Here is an 18560-nt window from a genome sequence, read left to right on the forward strand (position 1 = left end):
CTTCTGGCCAATAAGCAGAACCGGCGCGCCCACCGACCGGTCGAACCCTGACATTCGCCCCCGAGGGACTTGCATGGGCAAGCAACACATTCCGTACCTGCTGGCGGCCCTGGCGTTGCCGGTGCTGCTGGCCGGCTGCTCGACCAGCGCCAGCAATCCCTGCGACGAACCCCTGAGCGGCGAGACCTGCCGCCAGGAACGCCTGCTCTACCAGAACGACATGCTGCAGGCGAAGCTGCTGATCGCCAGCGGTGACCTGGCCAACTACGAGCTTGCCGAAGCCCTGCTGGCCCGCGCCCTGGAGAAGGACGAGCGAGGCGAAGCGAGCTTCTACATGGCGCTGCTGAAGATCAAGGAAGGCCCGCAGGTGGACGAAGTGCTGCCGCTGCTGGAAAAGGCCGCCGATGCCGGGCAGCCCTACGCGGTGGCGCTGCTGTACAAGATCTGGTCCGAGCCCTTCCTGGTGGAACAGGCCGACCCGCAGAAGGCCGAGCGCTACCAGAAGGTCTATGGCAGCCTGGACGTCGCCAGGAGCGGCTACCCGTCCTTCGAGAAGGCCACCGCGCTGGTCAACGCGCTGCTCAGCGAACCGCCCGCGGTCGCCGGCCAACCGCCCCAGCCCTAGCCCTCGTCAGGCGCCGGTGCGGCCTGGTCGAAGGTCTTCTCGCCGGCGTCCTTGCCGTGAGGCAGATGGTGCTCGATCACCGCGTTCAGCTCAGCGCCCAGCAGCAGTACCGCCGAGGAGATGTAGAAGTACAGCAGCAGCACGATGATCGCGCCGACGCTGCCGTACATGGCGTTGTAATCGGCGAAGTTCTTCACGTAGTAGCCAAAGCCCAGCGACGCGGCGATCCACAGCACCACCGCCAGCACCGAGCCGGGCGTGATGAAGCGGAAGCGCTGCTGCACGTTGGGCGTGACGTAGTAGATGATCGCCACCGCCATCATCATCAGCATCACGATCACCGGCCAGCGCAGGATGCTCCAGAGGATCACCACGAAATCCTCCAGCCCCACCTTGCCGGCGATCCAGCCCATGACCTGCGGGCCGAGGATCATCAGCGCGGCGATCATCATCAGCATCGCCACCAGGCCGAAGGTGTAGAACAGCGACAGCGGGATGCGCTTCCACGCCGGGCGGCCCTCGCGCACGTCATAGGCGGCGTTGAGCGCGATCATCAGCGAGCGCACCGCCGCCGACGACGACCACAGCGCCACCACGATACCGATGGACAGCAGCCCGCCCTGGCGCTGCTGCAACTGGTCGATCACCGGGTTGACCTGCTCCAGCGCCTGCGCCGGCAACACGTAGTCGGCCTGCTGGCGGAGGAAGTCGAAGAACTCCGGCAGGTGCAGGAAGCCCAGCAGCGCGATGAGGAACAACAGGAAGGGAAACAGCGAGAACAGCCCCTGGTAGGCCAGGGCTGCGGCGTAGGTGGGCATCTCGTCGTCGAGAAATTCCTTCACCGTCAGGCTGATCAGTTTCCAGGGCCCCAGACTGAGCCCGCGCATGTCCATGAATCGCATCCCGCACCGTCCTCCCGTTGCGCATCCCGCTCGCCGGCGGCTGCAGGGTGGACCTGCGCAACGCCGGCAAAGTTGCATCAAATGCACGGCGCAGAGCGCCCGCCAGCACAGACCTTAGCCGCTGGCGGGGCGTGGAGGCCAGCGCGGGGACGCTTTCAGTCAGCCCGGCGATAGACCTTGGCGAAGCGTTCCGCCTTCACCACGCCGTAGTCGCCCGGAGCGTACTGCATGACCCAGTCGCCGGCCGCGCCGGTGAGACGGTCGCCACCGGCGGAGCGCAGCAGGGTGAAGGCGTCGTCCATGCGCCTGGCCAGCACAGGGCTGGGGATATTGCGGTAGGCGCCCGGCTCGCCGTGGGCCAGCGTGGCGTCGGCCGGCCGGTACTTCGGATCGAAGCGCTCGCGGGAAACCACCCAGCGCTCGCCCGTCGCACCGCGGATGATCGCGTCGCCAATGGCATAGCGGTTGGGGCCTTCCAGGCTCATCAGTTCGCCCGGTGCTGCAGCGAATTCGACGGTGACGGTTTCATCCTTCACCACGCGTTGCGCGGCGGGGTCGGTGCGAAGGTCCAGATGGGTCAGTTCGATCATGGCGTGCAGCGGGCCTGCGGAAAAGGTAGGGAAATGGCACCGCGCAAGCCTACGCGCAAAACAAACGCCCCGCGAGCGGCCAGCGGCTGGCGGTGCTCTACACTCACAGGCCATGAGCGCGTCGCCACGCCGGCAGAACCCGGCCCGGACCTGGCTGTCGCAGCCAATGACGCCGCGCCGTTGCACACTCCCATCAGCCGTACAGGAATACCCCATGCCGTTCGCTCGCCTCGCCCTGCCCTTGCTGTTGCTCGCCAGCTTTGCCGTGCACGCCGAAGACTCCCCCGACGAGGCGAAATTCCTCAAGGAATCGGCGGACTATTTCGACCAGGTGACCAAGTCGAACCTGCCACGCCAGGTGGACAAGGTGACCACCCTCAACAGCGTGCAGCTCGACCCGGCGAAGAAGATGCTGTATTACCGCTACGCCATCTCCAACCTGCGCCTGGACGCCATGGACCTGGGTGCCCGCGCCAAGTTCGAGAACGGCCTGAAGAAGCAGCTCGAAGACACCACCTGCCAGCAGCCCGACCTGCTGCAGCGCTTTCGCGAGCACCACCTGAGCGTGACCCACGAATACGCCGGCAGCGACGCCAAGCCGCTGGCCAGCATCACCATCGACCCGCAGAACCTGAGCTGCGCCAAGACCTGACACTGCCCCGAAGACCACCGATGAGCCGTGCCGATTACCACCAGCAACATGCCCAGCGCGCCGAGGCCGAAGCCCGGCGCCTGCTGGCCGAGCGCGAGCACCTGGGCGGCCGCTGGCTGCCCTGGGTGGCCGGCGAGCTGTACCGGCTGAGCCCGCCCCAGTACGCCAGCATGGTGCGCCGCGAGCTGGAACGCCTGTCCGCCGGCTGAGCGCCGGAGCCTGGCGGGGCTATGCTGAAGCAGTGGGCTCTCGACCCGAGAGCGTCCCGGTGGAGGACAGGCGCATGAAAGGTCTCGACGCGAAGAAGCAAGCGAAGAAGAAGCCGCTGAAAACCGCGCACGAAAAACGCATGGCCAAGCGGCAGAAGAAAACCGGCAAGTCGCTGCTGGGCACGCCCCAGCAACCGTCCTGAGGGCACGTCCCTCGTCCTGCGGATGGCCTCGGTGAGGCTGTCCGCTCACCTCTCTCCCCCGTAACGACACAGCGAACCTGCAGGAGTGCGCCATGCGCGCGATCGCGGGCATGGCCCGCGCCTACCAGTGTGCTCCGATACATTGCCCAGGTAAGCGTGCGTGAACCAATCCTGGTCAGACCAACCCGGCGCGCAGGTTCAGCAGCATCCGTTCGCCCTGGGCGAGGATCAGCCCGCCCGCGCGGTAGCCAGCGGCGCCGATGCACAGGAAGCGCTCCGCCTCGCCCGGCTCCACCTGCTCCACCGCGCGGCTGCCCGGGTGCCAGATGACGCTGCCGGCGCTGGTGTTCTTGTCGATGCGCAGGCGGCGTTGCCAGCCGGCATCCTCCAGCACCAGCGAGCCGGTGTTGTAGAGCACCTGCTTGACTGCACCCCGCGGTGCCCAGGTGTTGGGCAGGCCGCTGGCCTTGCCGTCCAGTTCCATCCCGTGGACCACCGAACGGCGCAACGAGCCCACGCGCCAATAGGGCTGCAGGGCGAAGCTGAACAGGCAGTCGCTGTCATCCTCGTGGTAGCTGGAAAGTTCGATGTCCAGGTCCTGGCCCAGGCGCGCTTCCAGGCGCACGTGCCAGTCCTCGATATCCAGCTGCCAGCTGATCACCGCCTTCTGGTCGTCGGCCCAGGCATCGAGCATGCGCCACTCGCGTTGGCGCGCCCAGCCGTGTTGCGGCCAGTCGGTTTCCACCGGGTGGCTGCCGAACCAGGGCCAGCAGACCGGGATGCCGCCACGGATCGGCGCCGTGCTCAGGCTCGGCCACTGGCTGGAGCACCACAGCAGCGGGCGCGCGCCGCGCGGCTGGAAGTGCAGCAGTTGCGCGCCCTGGCGGCTGAATACCGCCTGGCACTGCGGGTGATCGATGAGCAGCAGGTCGCGACGCTGGAAGCGCACCCAGTCGAAGGGGCGCTTGGCCCGCATGGAATGAAAAAAGCGCTGCAGCGGATGCTCGAGCATTGTCCGGATGTCCTGATCCAATCCCTGCCCGGACATTCCGGGGCGTGAAGATCTCTGTAGTTTCACTACATAGTATAGAAAAGGCCGCGATTCTAACCGCAAAGCCTAGTCACGCGCAGCGCCTGCGCCACTGAAAATGGGTTCTCACCCCCATGGGGTTCCTATTTTTGCAGGAGCAGCTGCCTTCCCCGGACAGGTCTGTGTTTGCGCGCGCCCCTCACCCCAGCCCTCTCCCCCAGGGAGAGGCCGTAGGAGCGAGCTTGCTCGCGAACCGCCTGGGCACCGGAGGCCGGGATGTTCGCGAGCAAGCTCGCTCCTACGAAAAGCCCCGTCGCGGATCTGCAGAACTGTCAGCGGGCAGACAAAAAAGGCCCGTCGCAAGGACGGGCCAGGTTCGCACCGGGAGCAATCAGAAGCTGGACTGGATCTTCAGGCCCGCCACCACGGCGTTGTTGACCTCGTCCACCCCGCCCGGATGGCGGATGTACTGCAGGTTCGGGCGCACGGTGAGCCAATTGGTCACGTGCACGCCGTAGTACAGCTCGGCGTTGTACTCGGTGTCCTGGATGGGCTGGTACAGCGGGTTGTCGTAGTCGTCGATGCCGTTGACCTGGTTGGCCAGGCGCTGGCGATCCTGGACGTCGTCGTTGACGTGGATGCGCGCCACGCCGAAGCCGATGTCATCCTTGGGCCGCGCGTCGAACGGGCCTTTGTAGACCACGCCCAGCTGCTGGTAGTTGTCGACGGTGTTGGTGGCCTTGTCGTGCACCGTGAAGTTGGCGAACAGGCTCAGGCCGCGCGAGGCATCGCCGTTGTGCGCGGTGACCTGCTGCTGCGCCACCACCCACCAGCCGTGCTTGCCGCTGTGGGTCTTGGGCGCTTCGCCGGTGAGCGCCTGCGGGTTGCCGTTGACGTCGTCGTACACGTCGTCGGCCTCGGCGGTGCTGTAGTAGTAGCCCAGGCGGTATTCGCCGGGCAGCTGCGCCGCGCCGACCTTGGGCATCCACACCAGCTCCACCGGCAGGATGGTGCCCTTGGTGCCGCTGCCGTTGAGCTTGAAGCCGTTGCCGGTCTCCAGGTTCGACGGGTTCTGGTTGTACGCGCCGATCTGGGCGTACCACTGGTCGTTGAAGTTCCACTTCACGCGGGCGGCCCACTGGCTGACCGGCCAGTTGTACCAGATGCCGCCGACCCAGTTGCCCACCTGGGAGCCGCAGAAGGCCAGGTTCTGGAAGTCACAGGGGAAGCTGTTGAAGTCCTCGCCCTCGCCGAAGCGGCCGACCTTCGCGTCCAGCGCGCCGTCGAAGTACTGCTGCTTGATCCACATCTGCGTCAGGCGCCAGGTCTGGCCACGGCCCCAGACCTCCTGCACGGAGCTGAACTGCCCGGCGCGCGGGTCGCTGATGCGGTCGTTGGAGAGGTTGCGGCCGCTACGCTCGGTGACGGTGAGCTGGAATTCGGTGGTATCCCAGCCAAGGATCTTCTGCAGGTCCAGGTGGGTGCCGAGGGCGAACTGGTCGGAGTAGCGCGCGGTGGTGTGCTGGTCGTAGCCGCCGCCCAGGTTGCTCGCGGCTTCGCCGACGTAGTCGAGCTTGAAGTCGTAGCCCTTCTCCAGCAGTTCGGTGCGCTTGCCGCCCCAGTCGCCCAGGCCCCACTTGGACTCGGATGAGAAGGCGTCGGCGGCATGGGCGACATTGCCCACGCAGCCCAGTGCGAGCAGGCAGCCAAGGGTTCGTGCTGCAGGCCGGTTCTTGTTGTTCTTGTGCATCTCCAGCGTCCTCGTTGACATGATTTTTCAGGCAGGAAGTTGATGGCTTGGTTCAGGAATGTTTCTGCCGCGCCAGCGGCGTCACCTTGTTCGCGCCGTCGCCACGCGGGTCGGCGCGCAGGCGCTCGCCGCTCTGCGCGTCGAACAGCAGCGCGCGGGACGGGTCGAAACGCAGCTGCAGGGACGCTCCCGGCAGCGGCGATTGGTCCGGCGCCAGGCGGCAGCAGACCTTGGCGCCATTGAGCGTGACGAAGACCAGGGTGTCCGGGCCGGTGGGTTCGACCACCTCGACTTCGGCGCGCAGGTCGTTCGGGCCGTGGGCGCCGTCGGTGGCCAGCTGCACCTGTTCCGGACGCACGCCGAGGATCAGCTCGCGGCCCTCGACCAGCCCGGCGTCCAGTTGCAGCGGCAGCTCGCAGCGGTCCTGGCCGCTGTCCAGCAGGCCGACCAGCCGGCCGCCCTGCTGCTGCACCTTGAGCGGGATGAAGTTCATCGGCGGCGAGCCGATGAAGCTGGCGACGAACAGGTTCGCCGGGTCGTTGTAGATCTGCTGCGGCGTGCCGAACTGCTGGACGATGCCGTCCTTCATCACCGCCACCTTGTCGCCCAGGGTCATGGCCTCGATCTGGTCGTGGGTCACGTACACCGTGGTGGTCTTCAGGCGCTGGTGCATCAGCTTGATCTCGGTGCGCATCTCCACGCGCAGCTTGGCGTCGAGGTTCGACAATGGCTCGTCGAACAGGTAGATCTTCGGCCGCCGCGCCAGCGCCCGGCCCATGGCCACGCGCTGCTGCTGGCCGCCGGAGAGCTGCGAAGGCTTGCGCTCGAGCAGGTGTTCGATCTGCAGCAGCTTGGAGACGCGCGCCACCTCGGCGTCGATCTCGGCCTTGGGCAGCTTGCGGATCTTCAGGCCGAAGGCGATGTTCTCGCGCACGCTCATGGTCGGGTACAGCGCGTAGGACTGGAACACCATGGCGATGTCGCGATCCTTCGGGCTCATGCCGCTGATGTCCTGGCCGTCCACCAGGATCGCGCCGCCAGTGACGTTTTCCAGCCCGGCGATGCAGTTCATCAGGGTGGATTTGCCGCAGCCGGAGGGGCCGACCAGGATCAGGAACTCGCCCGAATCGATCGACAGGTTGATCGACTTCAGGGTGTCCGCCAGGCCCGCGCCGTAGGACTTGTGCAGGTTGTGCAGTTCAAGGGTGGACATCACATCTCTCCAGGATTGCGGAAGCGTCGCGAGCGAAGGCCAGGCAAGGCGGAATCAGGCGAGGAAGCGGAGTTTGGGCCGCCAAATGAGCATTCCGAGCCTGATTCCAACGCGGCATGGCCGAGCACGGCAGCTTCAACCTTTGACGGCGCCGGCAGTGAGCCCGCGCACGAAGTACTTGCCGGCCAGTACGTAGACCACCAGCGTGGGCAGCGCGGCGATCATCGCCGCGGCCATGTCGACGTTGTATTCCTTCACCCCGGTGCTGATGTTCACCAGGTTGTTCAGCGCCACGGTGATGGGCTGGGCATCGCCGCTGGCGAACACCACGCCGAACAGGAAGTCGTTCCAGATCTGGGTGAACTGCCAGATCAGGCAGACCATCACGATGGGCGTGGACATCGGCATCAGGATGCGCAGGAAGATGGTGAAGAACCCCGCGCCGTCCAGCCGCGCGGCCTTCACCAGCGCATCGGGGATCGCCACGAAGTAGTTGCGGAAAAACAGCGTGGTGAAGGCCAGGCCATAGATGCAGTGCACCATCACCAGGCCCGTGGTGGTGTTGGCCAGGCCGAGCTTGCCGAGGGTGAAGGACATCGGCAGGAGGATCACCTGGAAGGGCAGGAAGCAGCCGAACAGCAACGCGCCGAAGAACAGCTGCGAGCCGCGGAAGCGCCACATCGACAGCACGTAGCCGTTCATGGCGCCGATGAAGGTGGAGATCAGCACGCCGGGCACGGTGATCTTCACCGAGTTCCAGAAGTAGTCCCCCACCGCGCCCCAGGCCTTCACCCAGCCGATCAGGGTGAACACATCCGGCAGCGCCAGCAGGTTGCTGTTGCGGATGTCTTCCGGGGTCTTGAAGCTGGTCAGCAGCATCACCAGCAGCGGGATCACGTACAGCGCCACGGCGCCCCAGAGGGTCGCGTGCACCGCCAGGCGGCTCAGGCTGAACGACGGTTTCAGGGTCGAGTCATGCATGGCGCTTGCCCCGCAGTTCGGAGTACAGGTACGGCACGACGATGGCCAGCACGGCGCCGAGCATCAGCATCGCGCTGGCGGCGCCCAGGCCCATCTGGCCGCGGGTGAAGGTGTGGGCGTACATGAACATCGCCGGCAGGTCCGAGGAGTAGCCGGGGCCGCCGGCGGTCATCGCGGCGACCAGGTCGAAGCTCTTGATGGCGATGTGCGCGAGGATCATCAGCGCGCTGAAGAACACCGGGCGCAGGCTCGGCAGGACGATGCGCAGGTAGATGGTCGGCAGGCTCGCGCCGTCCACCTGGGCGGCGCGCACGATGGCCGGGTCGACCCCGCGCAGGCCGGCGAGGAACAACGCCATGACGAAGCCCGAGGCCTGCCACACGGCAGCGATCACCAGGCAGTAGACGACGCGGTCCGGGTCCACCAGCCAGTCGAAGCGAAAGCCGCTCCAGCCCCAGTCGCGCAGCAGCTTGTCCAGGCCAAGGCCGGGGTTGAGCAGCCACTTCCAGGCGGTGCCCGTGACGATCATCGACAGCGCCATGGGGTACAGGTACACCGTGCGGATGAGGCCTTCGCGGCGGATGCGCTGGTCCAGCAGCACGGCGAGGAACACCCCGAGCGCGAGGCAGATGCCAATGAACAGGCCGCCGAACAGCAGCAGGTTCTTGCTCGCCACCCACCAGCGGTCGTTGTCCCACAGGCGCAGGTACTGGGTCAGCCCGGCCCAGCTGTAGGCCGGCATGAAGCGCGAGTTGGTGAAGGACAGCAGCAGCGTCCAACCGATGTAGCCGTACACGCAGACCAGCACCACGAGCATGCTCGGGGCCAGCACCAGCTTGGGCAGCCAGGCCTGCAGGCCGTCGAGCAGCGAAGCACGCGGGCTGGCGGCGGGAGTGAAAGTCGGAGATTGGGTCGCCATCTGCCTTCTCGAGGATGAGTGAACCCGCCCGGGCTGCCACGGCGGCCCGGAGTCGTTCGGTGGGAAGAGAGGCCGGCCCGCCGAGGGACCGGCTTGCGCCTTACTGCGCGGCGGCCTGGATGGCGGCGCCCAGTTGCTGCGCGGCCTTCTGCGGATCGGCGGCGGGGTCGTTGAAGAAGTTGGTGACCACGTCGAAGATCGCGCCCTGCACGTAGCTGGAGGCGGCCATGCTGTGGGCCATGCTCGGCACCAGGTTGTTGCTGGCGGAGGCGGCCTTGAAGTCCTTCATCGACTGCTGGGCGCAGCTGTCGAAGGGCGTCATGTCGACGTCCAGGCGCACCGGGATCGAGCCCTTGTTCAGGCTGAAGTCCTTCTGGAAGGACGGGTCGAGCACCGCGCGGGCCAGGTCTTCCTGGGCCTTGCGGTTTTCCTCGTTGCTCAGCTTGAACATCACCAGGGAGTCGATGTTGTAGTCGAAGGCCTTCTGCGTACCGGGGAACGGCAGGCACTGGTAGTCCTTGCCCGCCACCTTGCCGGCGGCGGTGAACTCGCTCTTGGCCCAGTCGCCCATGATCTGCATGCCGGCCTTGCCGTTGATGACCATGCCGGTGGCGACGTTCCACTCGCGCCCGGCGGCGTCGGCATCGACATAGCTGTGCAGCTTCTTCAGCGCGGCGAAGACATCTGCCATCTGCGCGCCGGTGAGGGTGCCCTTGTCCAGCTCGACGAAGGCCTTGCGGTAGCCGTCCGGGCCCATCTTGCTCAGGACCAGGTTCTCGAACAGCGTGCCGTCCTGCCACGGCTGGCTGCCGTGGGCCAGCGGCGTGAAGCCGGCGGCCTTGAGCTTGTCGGCGGCGGCGAAGAGTTCGTCCAGGGTGGTCGGCGGCGTGGCGCCGGCCTTCTTGAAGACTTCCGGGTTGATGTACAACCAGTTCACCCGGTGCACGTTGACCGGCACGGCCACGTAGTCGCCCTTGTATTTCATGATCTGCGCCACCTGCGGCGGCAGCAGTTGATCCCACTTGCCCTGCGCGGCGACGTCGTTGAGGTCGGCGAGCAGGCCCAGTTCGCCCCACTCCTGGATATCCGGCCCCTTGATCTGCGCGGCGGCCGGCGGGTTGCCGGAGACGGCGCGGGTCTTCAGCACGGTCATGGCCGCCTCGCCACCGCCACCGGCGACGGCGAAGTCCTTCCAGGTGTGGCCCTTGGCTTCGACGAGTTTCTTCAGGGTTTCGGCGGCGCGCTTTTCACCGGGGGAGGTCCACCAGTGCAGCACTTCGACTTCGCCGGCGTGGGCCAGCAGGGGGGAAAGACAGAGGGAAGAAAGACAGATGGCGGCCGACAGGCGACGGATCGCATTCATGGGGAGCACCTTGTTCTTGTTATTGGAGGCAAGTCTTCGCTTGCGATGTTCCGAGTCTATCCAAGGCATTCTGGTCTCCGGGTAACGAAGCGATCTTTGATTGTCACGAGGTGGTGACATTGGCGGTCCTTTGGTGGATTTGGCATTGGGGGAAATTGGGGCGGCATTGGGAGGTTCCTGGAGCACCGAGTCTTGGCCCACCACCCTCTCCCCGGCCCTCTCCCTGAAGGGAGAGGGAGCTGTCTGAGCGGTCTGTAGTTCCTGCGTATAGCCGAACCAAGACGTCAGGCTGAATCCTTGGTTGCCACTTGCGCCGAGCGGCCCCTCTCCCTTCGGAGCGGGGCGCGCAGCCAGGGTTGGGGAGAGGGCGCGGAGCCAGCCTCCAGCGCCAGGCGTATCGCCTCCAGCACCGAATCCATCCTCACCAACACATCATGATTCCAGAAGCGCAGCACTGTGAAACCCCTGTGCTTGAGCCATCCGTCACGCTCCAGGTCCGCATTGGAACCCAGATGCTGCCCGCCATCCAGCTCGATGATCAACATCCGTTCGTGACAGATGAAATCGATGATGTAGGGCCCGATGATTTTCTGCCGGCGGAACTTGAGACCGAGGAAGCGGTGAGCGCGCAGGCGGTGCCAGAGGGCGCGTTCGGCTTCGGTCTGGTCAGTGCGCAGTTGTTTCGAGAATTCGGCGAGGTAAGAGGGCATCGGACTTGGCTCCGGCGGGAATACGCCAGGAGACTGGTGCCCCAGCCCACCACCCTCTCCCCAGCCCTCTCCCTGAAGGGAGAGGGAGCTTTCCGAGTTGCCTGTAGCTTTCTACGCTCCCGGTGACTTTTGTATCCAGCTAATTCTGGCCTGACCGAACATGCCGGACAGTCCCCTCTCCCTTCAGGGAGAGGGTTAGGGAGAGGGCCGCGACATCCAAGCACTCCCAAACGGCCGGCAGGAGTAATCCGCCCTACTCCACCTCCAACCGCGGCAACCTCAACGTCACCCGCAACCCGCCCTCACGGCGGTTCTGCAGGGTGACTTCGCCGCCGTGGGTATGCGCGATGTTGCGCGCAATACCCAACCCCAGGCCATAGCCCTGGCCCCGCTCGGACAACCGGAAGCGCGGCTCGAAGACTTTCTCCAGGCGCTGCTCCGGCACCCCCGGGCCCTGGTCATCGACATGCAGGACCACCGCGTCCGGCTCATCCTCGATGCTCAGCTGGGCGCGGCCGCCGTATTTCAGGGCGTTGTCCAGCAGGTTGCCGATGCAGCGCTTGAGCGCCAGCGGCTTGCCCGGATAGGGCTCCCGGGCGGCGCCCAGCACCTCGACGCGGCCGTCCGCGATGTAGGGCCCGGCGACGTACTGCAGCAGCTGGTTGAGGTCCACCGGCTCGACGTTCTCGTGGATATCGGTGTCCTTGACGCACTGCAGCGCGCCCTTGACCAGCAGCTCCAGCTCGTCGAGGTCGTGGCTGAACTTGTCCCGCGCCTGTTCGTCCTCCAGCAGCTCCACGCGCAGGCGCAGGCGGGTGATGGGCGTGCGCAGGTCGTGGGAGATGCCGCTGAACAGCTGGGCGCGTTCGTTGACGTAGCGGTCGATGCGCTCGCGCATGGTGTTGAAGGCGCGGGACACCTCCACCAGCTCGCTCGCCCCGCTCTCTTCCAGCGGCTGGTCCTCACCGCCCAGGGCGATGTCGCGCGCGGCGCGGGCCAGGCGCTTGAGCGGCCTGCTCTGCCAATGCACCAGCAGGCCGGTGAACAGCAAGAGCAGCAGGCTGGTGAAGACGATGGACAGGATCTGCTGCGGCGGCAGGCCCTCGGGCTCCAGGGTGACGTAGGGCGCCGGCATCAGGCTGGCGATGTACAGCCACTCGCTGACGCCGATGCGGATCTGCGTGACCAGCACCGGCGGGTTCACCGGCTCCAGCGTCAGCGCGTAGTGCGCCCAGGAGCGCGGCAGCTCCTCCAGCTTCAGCTCGCCGTTGAACAGCCGCAGGTCGTCGGGGCTGACGAACTCCACCTGCAGCTCGACGTCCTTGCCCAGCTTCTGCCGCAGCACGTCCTGCACGATGTCGATCACTGCCTGCTTGTTGGTGGTGTCCGGCAGCGCGCGCATGTCCAGCGGGCGCTCGTTGAGCGAAACGAAGAAGCGCGTGCCGCCCATGCTGCGCAACTGGTCGAGCACCAGCGGGCGGTAGCCGATGGGCAGCGAGCGGAAGTAGCTGACGCTGGCGGCCATGGAGTAGGCCAGGCTGCGCGAGCTGGTGAGCAGGCCGTCGCGCTGGCTGCTGCGCAGGTGGGAAATCCAGAACAGGCTCGACAGGCCCTGGGCGATCAGCACCGCCAGCAGGGTGAGCAGCAGCATCCGGCCGAGCAGCGAGCGCGGCACCAGGGTCCAGCGGCGGCGCTCACTCATGGCCGGCGAGGTGCGGGCGAACCTGGGCGGCCAGCAGGTAGCCGCTGCCGCGTACGGTCTGGATCAGCCGCGCCGGTTTTTCCGTATCCCGCAGGCGTTGGCGCAGGCGCGACACGGCCATGTCGACGATGCGCTCCAGCGGCATCACCTCGCGGCCGCGGGTGGCACTGGCGATGGTGTCGCGGTCGAGGATCTGCCGGGGGTTGTCGAGGAACAGCTTGAGCAGGGCGAAGTCGGCGCCGCTGAGGAAATGTTCCTCGCCGTCCTCGTGGAACAGCCGGTGGCTGATGGTATCCAGCCGCCAGTCGTCGAAGGCGATGACCTCACCGCCGCGCACCTGGGTGAACTGCGCGCGGCGCAGCAGCGCCTTGATCCGCGCCAGCAGCTCGCGGGGGCTGAAGGGCTTGCCGAGGTAGTCGTCGGCGCCCAGCTCAAGGCCCACCACGCGGTCGGCCTCGTCGGAGCTGGCGGTGAGCATGATCACCGGCATGCAGGCGTGGCGCTGGTGCGAGCGAATCCAGCGGCACAGGCTGAAGCCGTCCTCGTCGGGCAGCATCACGTCGAGGATCGCCAGCGCGGCATCCTCCTCGCACAGCGCGCGGCGGAAGCTCTCGCCGTCGGGCACGCTGCGCACCTGGAAGCCGGCGCGGCTGAGGTAAGTTTCCAGCAGCTCGCGGATTTCCTGGTCGTCGTCCACCAGCAGGATGGATTTGGCAGGCTGGTTCACGTCGGGCGTCCTTTCTTGTTGTTATCGGGAGTGAGCGATCGGTCAGCCTTCGTTGCGCAGCGCCTGCTCCAGCGCCACGCCGGCGCCGAACAGACCCGGGTGCTCCGCCGTCATGACCCACACCGGCACGGGGTCGAGGTACGGCCCGCTGGTCTTGCCACGCGTGCGGAACGCCTCGGCGAAGCCGCTGCGCAGGAAGCGGTCGAGGAAGCGCGGGACGATGCCACCGGTGATGTACACCCCACCCAGCGCACCGACCGTCAGCACGGCGTTGCCGGCAACCCGCGCCAGCCAGAGGAAGAAGTGTTCCAGCACCGCGTCGGCGTAGGCATCGCCTGCCATGGCGCGCTCGCCGATCTCGGCGGCGGTGGCGCACTTGGGCTCCACGCCATCGAGTTGGCAGCTCATGCGGTAGAGGTTTTCCAGGCCGCTGCCGGAGAGCACGCGCTCGGCCGATACGTGGCCGTATTTCTCGCGCAGCAGTTGCCAGAGGGCGAAGTCACGTTCGGAAGTCACCGGCAGGTCGACATGGCCGCCTTCGCAGGGCAGCACTTCCCAGCCGCCACCGGGCAGTGGCATCAGGCTGCCGACGCCCAGGCCGGTGCCGGGGCCGATGATCAGCTTGACGCGGCCTTCCAGCGCCTTGCCGGGGCGCACCTGCACCAGGTGGTCTTGCGACAGCCGCGACGCCGCCCAGGCCATGGTGCTGAAGTCGTTCACCAGCAGCAGGTGGCTCAGGCCGAGTTCGGCGCGGAAGGCGTCGCGCTGGATCACCCAGTGGTTGTTGGTGAACTTGAAGTCGCCGGCGCCCACCGGTCCCGCGCAGGCCAGGCAGACGTTGTCGATGGCCGACAGCGGCTGGCCGACGCGCTGCAGGTAGTCGCGCACGGCGTCTTCGGGCCGCGGGTAGTCGGCGCAGGCCAGGACCTGGACCGATTCGAGGACTTCACCGCGCCACAGGGCGAAGCGGGCGTTGGTGCCGCCGATGTCGCCGACCAGGGCGAAACCGTTCGAGGCGGGCTGAGCGTTATTGGAATTCATGGCGGGCTCTGGCCTGGAAATGGGTTGGAAGGTTGCGGCGCGGGATGATGCCAGCATAGGTCAGCGCCGGAAACGCCCCATGCGACGGACAGGCAGCCACGTCGCACGGGAGGCATGCGGTCAGCGTGGGCCGTTCAGCTCCGCCGTGAAGCTGCAGGCACCCTGCTCCGCCGGGCTGAAGGCATTGCGCATGAAGGCGAACAGCTCGCGGCCCATGCCCAGGTTATCGATGACCGGGGTTTCCACCAGGGGACGGGCATCCCATTGCGCCGCATCCACCAGCACGCGCAGCTCGCCGGTGGTGCCATCGACGCGCACGATGTCGCCGTCGCGCAGCTTGGCCAGCGGGCCGCCGTTGAGCGCTTCCGGGGATACGTGGATTGCCGCCGGCACCTTGCCGGACGCACCGGACATGCGCCCGTCGGTGACCAGCGCGACCTTGAAGCCACGGTCCTGCAGCACGCCGAGGAACGGCGTGAGCTTGTGCAGCTCCGGCATGCCATTGGCGCGCGGGCCCTGGAAGCGCACCACGGCCACCAGGTCGCGCTCCAGTTCGCCGGCCTTGAAGGCCGCGGCCAGGCTGGCCTGGTCATGGAAGATGCGCACCGGGGCTTCGACGATCTGGTGCTCCAGCGCCACGGCGGACACCTTCATCACGCCGCGACCGAGGTTGCCTTCCATCAGGCGCAGGCCGCCTTCGGGGGAGAACGGCTTGTCGATGGGGCGCAGGATGTTCTCATCCAGACTCGCCGCCGGGCCTTCGCGCCAGACCAGCTTGTCGCCATCCAGGAAAGGTTCCTGGAGGTAGCGCCGCAGCCCCTTGCCGACCACGGTCTGCACGTCTTCATGCAGCAGCCCGCCGTCGAGCAGCTGGCGGATCAGGAAGGACATGCCGCCCGCCGCCTGGAAGTGGTTGATGTCGGCCTGGCCGTTGGGATAGATGCGCGCCAGGGTCGGCACCACCTCGGAGAGGTCGGCCATGTCCTGCCAGGTCAGCTGGATGCCGGCGGCCTGGGCGATGGCCAGCAGGTGCAGGGTGTGGTTGGTCGAGCCGCCGGTGGCCAGCAGCGCCACCACCGAGTTGACCATGGTCTTCTCGTCGACGATTTCCGCCATGGGAACGAACTGGCCGTTCTCCGGCGTCAGGCGCGCGGCCTGGCGGGCGGCTTCGCGGGTCAGCTCGTCGCGCAGCGGGGTGTTCGGGTTGACGAAGGACGCGCCCGGCAGGTGCAGGCCCATCACTTCCACCAGCAGCTGGTTGGTATTGGCGGTGCCATAGAAGGTGCAGGTGCCCGGTGCGTGGTAGGAGGCCATCTCCGAAGCCAGCAGCTCCTCGCGGGTGGCCTTGCCTTCGGCGAACAGCTGGCGCACCGCGGCCTTCTCCTTGTTGGAGATGCCGGTGGGCATGGGGCCGGCGGGCACGAACACCACCGGCAGATGGCCGAAGCGCAGCGCGCCGATCAGCAGGCCGGGGACGATCTTGTCGCACACGCCCAGGCACAGCGCGGCGTCGAACATGTTGTGCGACAGGGCGATGGCGGTGCCCATGGCGATCACGTCGCGGCTGGCCAGCGACAGCTCCATCCCCGGTTCGCCCTGGGTCACGCCGTCGCACATGGCCGGCACGCCGCCGGCGAACTGGCCGACCGAGCCGATCTGCCGCAGGGCGTCCTTGATCAGCTCCGGGAAGCGCTCCAGCGGCTGGTGCGCGGAGAGCATGTCGTTGTAGGCGGAGACGATGGCGACGTTGGCCTGGTTCATCAGCCGCAGGGCCTGTTTGTCGGATTCACCACACGCCGCGACACCGTGGGCGAGGTTGCCGCAAGGCAGCGTGCCGCGGTGCGGGCCCTTGGTGGCGGCTGCCTTGACCAGGTCGAGGTAGCGCTGGCGCGTGGCCGCGCTGCGGGCCTGGATGCGCTGGGTGACTTCAAGCACACGAGGGTGCATGGCAGCATTCTCCTACAGACTATCGGTTGTTGTTTTTACAACATAATCATCGATTACTGGGCGTTTACTTTTCGTCGACGGCGAAATTTAATGGTTTTTACCACAACAAAAGAAAAGAGACGACCTCCATGACTATACGCCTGGCAATCAACGGATTTGGCCGCATCGGTCGGAACGTACTACGCGCGCTCTACTCGGGTCCCTACCGCCAGCACCTGCAAGTGGTGGCGATCAACGACCTGGGCGACGCGGCGATCAACGCCCACCTGTTCCAGTACGACAGCGTGCATGGGCGCTTCGCCGGCCGTGTCGAGCACGACGCCGAAAGCCTCAGGGTAGAGGGCGACCGCATCGCCGTCACGGCCATCCGCAACCCGGCGGAGCTGCCGTGGCAGGCGCTGGGGGTGGATATCGTGCTGGAATGCACCGGCCTCTTCACCTCCCGCGACAAGGCCGCCGCGCACCTGCAGGCCGGCGCGCGCCAGGTGCTGATCTCCGCGCCCGGCCAGGGCGTGGACGCCACGGTGGTGTTCGGCGTCAACGATGGCAGCCTGCGCGCCGAGCACCGCATCGTCTCCAACGCCTCCTGCACCACCAACTGCCTGGCGCCGGTCGCCCAGGTGCTGCACCGCGAGCTGGGCATCGAACACGGGCTGATGACCACCATCCACGCCTACACCAACGACCAGAATCTTTCGGACGTCTACCACAGCGACCCGTACCGCGCCCGCTCGGCCACCCAGTCGATGATCCCGACCAGGACCGGCGCCGCCGAGGCCGTGGGCCTGGTGCTGCCGGAGCTGGCGGGCAAGCTGACCGGCCTGGCGGTGCGGGTGCCAGTGATCAACGTCTCCCTGGTGGACCTGACGCTGCAGGTCGCCCGCGACACCAGCGCGCAGGAGGTCAACGCGCTGCTGGAGCGCGCCAGCGAGGGCTCGGCGATCCTCGGGTTCAACCGCCAGCCGCTGGTTTCGGTGGACTTCAACCACGACCCGCGCTCGGCCATCTTCGACGCCAGCCATACGCGGGTGAACGGCAGGCTGGTGAAGGTGATGGCCTGGTACGACAACGAGTGGGGGTTTTCCAACCGCATGCTGGATACGGCGCGGGCGATGGTCTTGGCGCGGGGGTGAAAAGGGTTCGCGAGCAAGCTCGCTCCTACGAAGAGCGCGTACGCTGCACCTGCAGGAGCGAGCTTGCTCGCGAACGGCCACCATGCCGACAGGTCACTCAGCTCCCTAGGGCGCATCACGCTACAGCGTTATCCGCCCTACGCTTAGAGCCCTCGCTGAACCATCGCATTCACCTTCGGCCGCCCTCTCCCTAACCCTCTCCCTGAAGGGAGAGGGGACTGGTTCGGTGCAGGAGGACACAACGCTTTCACCCGGCACGATCTGCCCCCTCTCCCTCTGGGAGAGGGCTGGGGTGAGGGCAACCCTGGGCACTGCACCTGTAGGAGCGAGCTTGCTCGCGAACGGCCACCACGCCGACAGGTCACTCAGCTCCCTAGGGCGCATAACGCGACAGCGTTATCCGCCGTGACGGGTGCGGCGGATAACCCGTTCCGGGTTATTCGCCCTACGTCTACTCCGAGCGAACCTCGATGCGCTGAACTGTAGGAGCGGATCTTATCCGCGAAGCTCTTCCGGACCCATTCGCGGACAAGGTCCGCTCCTACGAAGAGCATGCCGGGCGCGGCTACCGATACAGCCTTCTCCCCTGCGCCTCCAGCACCAGCAAACGCATGTCCGCCTCGGCCCGGATCGCCTCCTGGCCCAGGGGATCGGCGCGTTTCCATGCCTTGATTTCCTCGCGGCTGCGGCCGCAGCCCAGGCAGATGCCTTCCTCGAATTCGCAGATCTTGATGCACGGACTCTTCACGGACTTCCTCTCGATGCAGGGATGACTGTCAGTGGGCCTGCACAATGGACACCCACGCGGCGCCGAGGTCCAACTCGATTTGCCCATCGGCGCCATCGACGCGGCCAATCGACGC

The 18560-nt window shown here is 66.6% G+C and carries 19 protein-coding genes; 5 read left to right on the top strand and 14 right to left on the bottom strand.

The features are described 5' to 3' along the window. Window positions 1–73 precede the first annotated feature (73 nt). On the top strand, window positions 74–625 hold the full coding sequence (locus ACNFIA_RS25685) for a hypothetical protein (protein WP_416789795.1): 552 nt from the start codon (window positions 74–76) through the stop codon (window positions 623–625). Here ACNFIA_RS25685 and ACNFIA_RS25690 read toward each other — a convergent pair. Next, window positions 622–1527: a YihY/virulence factor BrkB family protein gene (locus ACNFIA_RS25690; protein ID WP_259753911.1), complete on the bottom strand. Its 906-nt coding sequence runs from the start codon at window positions 1525–1527 to the stop codon at window positions 622–624. The genes ACNFIA_RS25685 and ACNFIA_RS25690 overlap by 4 nt on opposite strands. Before the next feature lie 155 nt (window positions 1528–1682). Then, the gene (locus ACNFIA_RS25695) at window positions 1683–2117 is read right to left on the bottom strand and encodes a PGDYG domain-containing protein (protein ID WP_259753910.1); all 435 of its coding nucleotides are present in this window, start codon (window positions 2115–2117) and stop codon (window positions 1683–1685) included. Window positions 2118–2331: 214 nt separating this feature from the next. Here ACNFIA_RS25695 and ACNFIA_RS25700 point away from each other — a divergent pair, with 214 nt between their 5' ends. The 3 genes from ACNFIA_RS25700 to ACNFIA_RS25710 all read left to right on the top strand — a co-directional run bounded on the left by ACNFIA_RS25700 (window position 2332) and on the right by ACNFIA_RS25710 (window position 3181). Next, on the top strand, window positions 2332–2769 hold the full coding sequence (locus ACNFIA_RS25700; RefSeq protein ID WP_416789797.1) for a hypothetical protein: 438 nt from the start codon (window positions 2332–2334) through the stop codon (window positions 2767–2769). Between the two features lie 20 nt (window positions 2770–2789). Next, on the top strand, window positions 2790–2978 hold the full coding sequence (locus tag ACNFIA_RS25705) for a hypothetical protein (protein WP_259753908.1): 189 nt from the start codon (window positions 2790–2792) through the stop codon (window positions 2976–2978). A 74-nt stretch (window positions 2979–3052) separates the two neighbouring features. Then, on the top strand, window positions 3053–3181 hold the full coding sequence (locus tag ACNFIA_RS25710) for a hypothetical protein (RefSeq protein WP_017516671.1): 129 nt from the start codon (window positions 3053–3055) through the stop codon (window positions 3179–3181). A 175-nt stretch (window positions 3182–3356) separates the two neighbouring features. On the opposite strand, the gene ACNFIA_RS25715 is transcribed toward ACNFIA_RS25710, so the two are convergent. The 11 genes from ACNFIA_RS25715 to edd all read right to left on the bottom strand — a co-directional run bounded on the left by ACNFIA_RS25715 (window position 3357) and on the right by edd (window position 16564). Then, window positions 3357–4193 carry a D-hexose-6-phosphate mutarotase gene (locus ACNFIA_RS25715; protein ID WP_259753907.1) on the bottom strand — a complete coding sequence of 279 codons (837 nt, stop codon included), beginning with the start codon at window positions 4191–4193 and terminating at the stop codon, window positions 3357–3359. A gap of 409 nt (window positions 4194–4602) precedes the next feature. Then, window positions 4603–5961 (bottom strand): carbohydrate porin, encoded by a 1359-nt coding sequence (locus ACNFIA_RS25720; protein WP_416789799.1) that lies wholly within the window; start codon window positions 5959–5961, stop codon window positions 4603–4605. Window positions 5962–6013: 52 nt separating this feature from the next. Then, on the bottom strand, window positions 6014–7174 hold the full coding sequence (locus ACNFIA_RS25725) for an ABC transporter ATP-binding protein (RefSeq protein WP_416789801.1): 1161 nt from the start codon (window positions 7172–7174) through the stop codon (window positions 6014–6016). Window positions 7175–7309: 135 nt separating this feature from the next. Then, window positions 7310–8155: a carbohydrate ABC transporter permease gene (locus ACNFIA_RS25730; RefSeq protein WP_088418070.1), complete on the bottom strand. Its 846-nt coding sequence runs from the start codon at window positions 8153–8155 to the stop codon at window positions 7310–7312. Next, window positions 8148–9074, bottom strand: a complete 927-nt coding sequence (locus tag ACNFIA_RS25735; protein WP_416789802.1) for a carbohydrate ABC transporter permease — start codon at window positions 9072–9074, stop codon at window positions 8148–8150. Before ACNFIA_RS25735 ends, ACNFIA_RS25730 begins: the two co-directional genes overlap by 8 nt. A gap of 100 nt (window positions 9075–9174) precedes the next feature. Next, entirely contained in the window at window positions 9175–10437 is a 1263-nt protein-coding gene (locus ACNFIA_RS25740) for an ABC transporter substrate-binding protein (protein WP_416789804.1), read from the bottom strand. A gap of 284 nt (window positions 10438–10721) precedes the next feature. Then, window positions 10722–11147, bottom strand: coding sequence for an endonuclease domain-containing protein (locus tag ACNFIA_RS25745; RefSeq protein WP_416789806.1), 426 nt, complete (start codon window positions 11145–11147; stop codon window positions 10722–10724). Between the two features lie 253 nt (window positions 11148–11400). Further along, window positions 11401–12822, bottom strand: a complete 1422-nt coding sequence (locus ACNFIA_RS25750) for an ATP-binding protein (RefSeq protein WP_416789865.1) — start codon at window positions 12820–12822, stop codon at window positions 11401–11403. 19 nt (window positions 12823–12841) lie between these two features. After that, the gene (locus ACNFIA_RS25755) at window positions 12842–13576 is read right to left on the bottom strand and encodes a response regulator (RefSeq protein ID WP_259753901.1); all 735 of its coding nucleotides are present in this window, start codon (window positions 13574–13576) and stop codon (window positions 12842–12844) included. Between the two features lie 42 nt (window positions 13577–13618). Further along, on the bottom strand, window positions 13619–14617 hold the full coding sequence (locus tag ACNFIA_RS25760; RefSeq protein WP_416789808.1) for a glucokinase: 999 nt from the start codon (window positions 14615–14617) through the stop codon (window positions 13619–13621). Window positions 14618–14737: 120 nt separating this feature from the next. Continuing rightward, a complete protein-coding gene (edd, locus tag ACNFIA_RS25765; protein ID WP_416789809.1) occupies window positions 14738–16564 on the bottom strand; it encodes a phosphogluconate dehydratase in 1827 nt (608 codons plus the stop codon). A gap of 128 nt (window positions 16565–16692) precedes the next feature. On the opposite strand from edd, the gene gap reads away from it, so the two are divergent. Beyond that, entirely contained in the window at window positions 16693–17697 is a 1005-nt protein-coding gene (gene gap, locus ACNFIA_RS25770) for a type I glyceraldehyde-3-phosphate dehydrogenase (RefSeq protein ID WP_416789810.1), read from the top strand. A 565-nt stretch (window positions 17698–18262) separates the two neighbouring features. Here the strand turns inward: gap and ACNFIA_RS25775 are convergent. After that, on the bottom strand, window positions 18263–18445 hold the full coding sequence (locus ACNFIA_RS25775; protein WP_416789811.1) for a DUF1289 domain-containing protein: 183 nt from the start codon (window positions 18443–18445) through the stop codon (window positions 18263–18265). Between the last annotated feature and the right edge of the window lie 115 nt (window positions 18446–18560).

The organism is Pseudomonas sp. NY15437, assembly GCF_048068435.1.
In the GTDB taxonomy this organism is placed as follows: Bacteria; Pseudomonadota; Gammaproteobacteria; order Pseudomonadales; family Pseudomonadaceae; genus Pseudomonas; species Pseudomonas nitroreducens_B.

Excerpts from the sequence above, each read along its gene's own strand:
- ACNFIA_RS25685 (WP_416789795.1), top strand. The coding sequence starts at position 74 with ATGGGCAAGCAACACATTCCGTACCTGCTGGCGGCCCTGGCGTTGCCG.
- ACNFIA_RS25690 (WP_259753911.1), bottom strand. The coding sequence starts at position 1,527 with ATGCGATTCATGGACATGCGCGGGCTCAGTCTGGGGCCCTGGAAACTG.
- ACNFIA_RS25695 (WP_259753910.1), bottom strand. The coding sequence starts at position 2,117 with ATGATCGAACTGACCCATCTGGACCTTCGCACCGACCCCGCCGCGCAA.
- ACNFIA_RS25700 (WP_416789797.1), top strand. The coding sequence starts at position 2,332 with ATGCCGTTCGCTCGCCTCGCCCTGCCCTTGCTGTTGCTCGCCAGCTTT.
- ACNFIA_RS25705 (WP_259753908.1), top strand. The coding sequence starts at position 2,790 with ATGAGCCGTGCCGATTACCACCAGCAACATGCCCAGCGCGCCGAGGCC.
- ACNFIA_RS25710 (WP_017516671.1), top strand. The coding sequence starts at position 3,053 with ATGAAAGGTCTCGACGCGAAGAAGCAAGCGAAGAAGAAGCCGCTGAAA.
- ACNFIA_RS25715 (WP_259753907.1), bottom strand. The coding sequence starts at position 4,193 with ATGCTCGAGCATCCGCTGCAGCGCTTTTTTCATTCCATGCGGGCCAAG.
- ACNFIA_RS25720 (WP_416789799.1), bottom strand. The coding sequence starts at position 5,961 with ATGCACAAGAACAACAAGAACCGGCCTGCAGCACGAACCCTTGGCTGC.
- ACNFIA_RS25725 (WP_416789801.1), bottom strand. The coding sequence starts at position 7,174 with ATGTCCACCCTTGAACTGCACAACCTGCACAAGTCCTACGGCGCGGGC.
- ACNFIA_RS25730 (WP_088418070.1), bottom strand. The coding sequence starts at position 8,155 with ATGCATGACTCGACCCTGAAACCGTCGTTCAGCCTGAGCCGCCTGGCG.
- ACNFIA_RS25735 (WP_416789802.1), bottom strand. The coding sequence starts at position 9,074 with ATGGCGACCCAATCTCCGACTTTCACTCCCGCCGCCAGCCCGCGTGCT.
- ACNFIA_RS25740 (WP_416789804.1), bottom strand. The coding sequence starts at position 10,437 with ATGAATGCGATCCGTCGCCTGTCGGCCGCCATCTGTCTTTCTTCCCTC.
- ACNFIA_RS25745 (WP_416789806.1), bottom strand. The coding sequence starts at position 11,147 with ATGCCCTCTTACCTCGCCGAATTCTCGAAACAACTGCGCACTGACCAG.
- ACNFIA_RS25760 (WP_416789808.1), bottom strand. The coding sequence starts at position 14,617 with ATGAATTCCAATAACGCTCAGCCCGCCTCGAACGGTTTCGCCCTGGTC.
- edd (WP_416789809.1), bottom strand. The coding sequence starts at position 16,564 with ATGCACCCTCGTGTGCTTGAAGTCACCCAGCGCATCCAGGCCCGCAGC.
- gap (WP_416789810.1), top strand. The coding sequence starts at position 16,693 with ATGACTATACGCCTGGCAATCAACGGATTTGGCCGCATCGGTCGGAAC.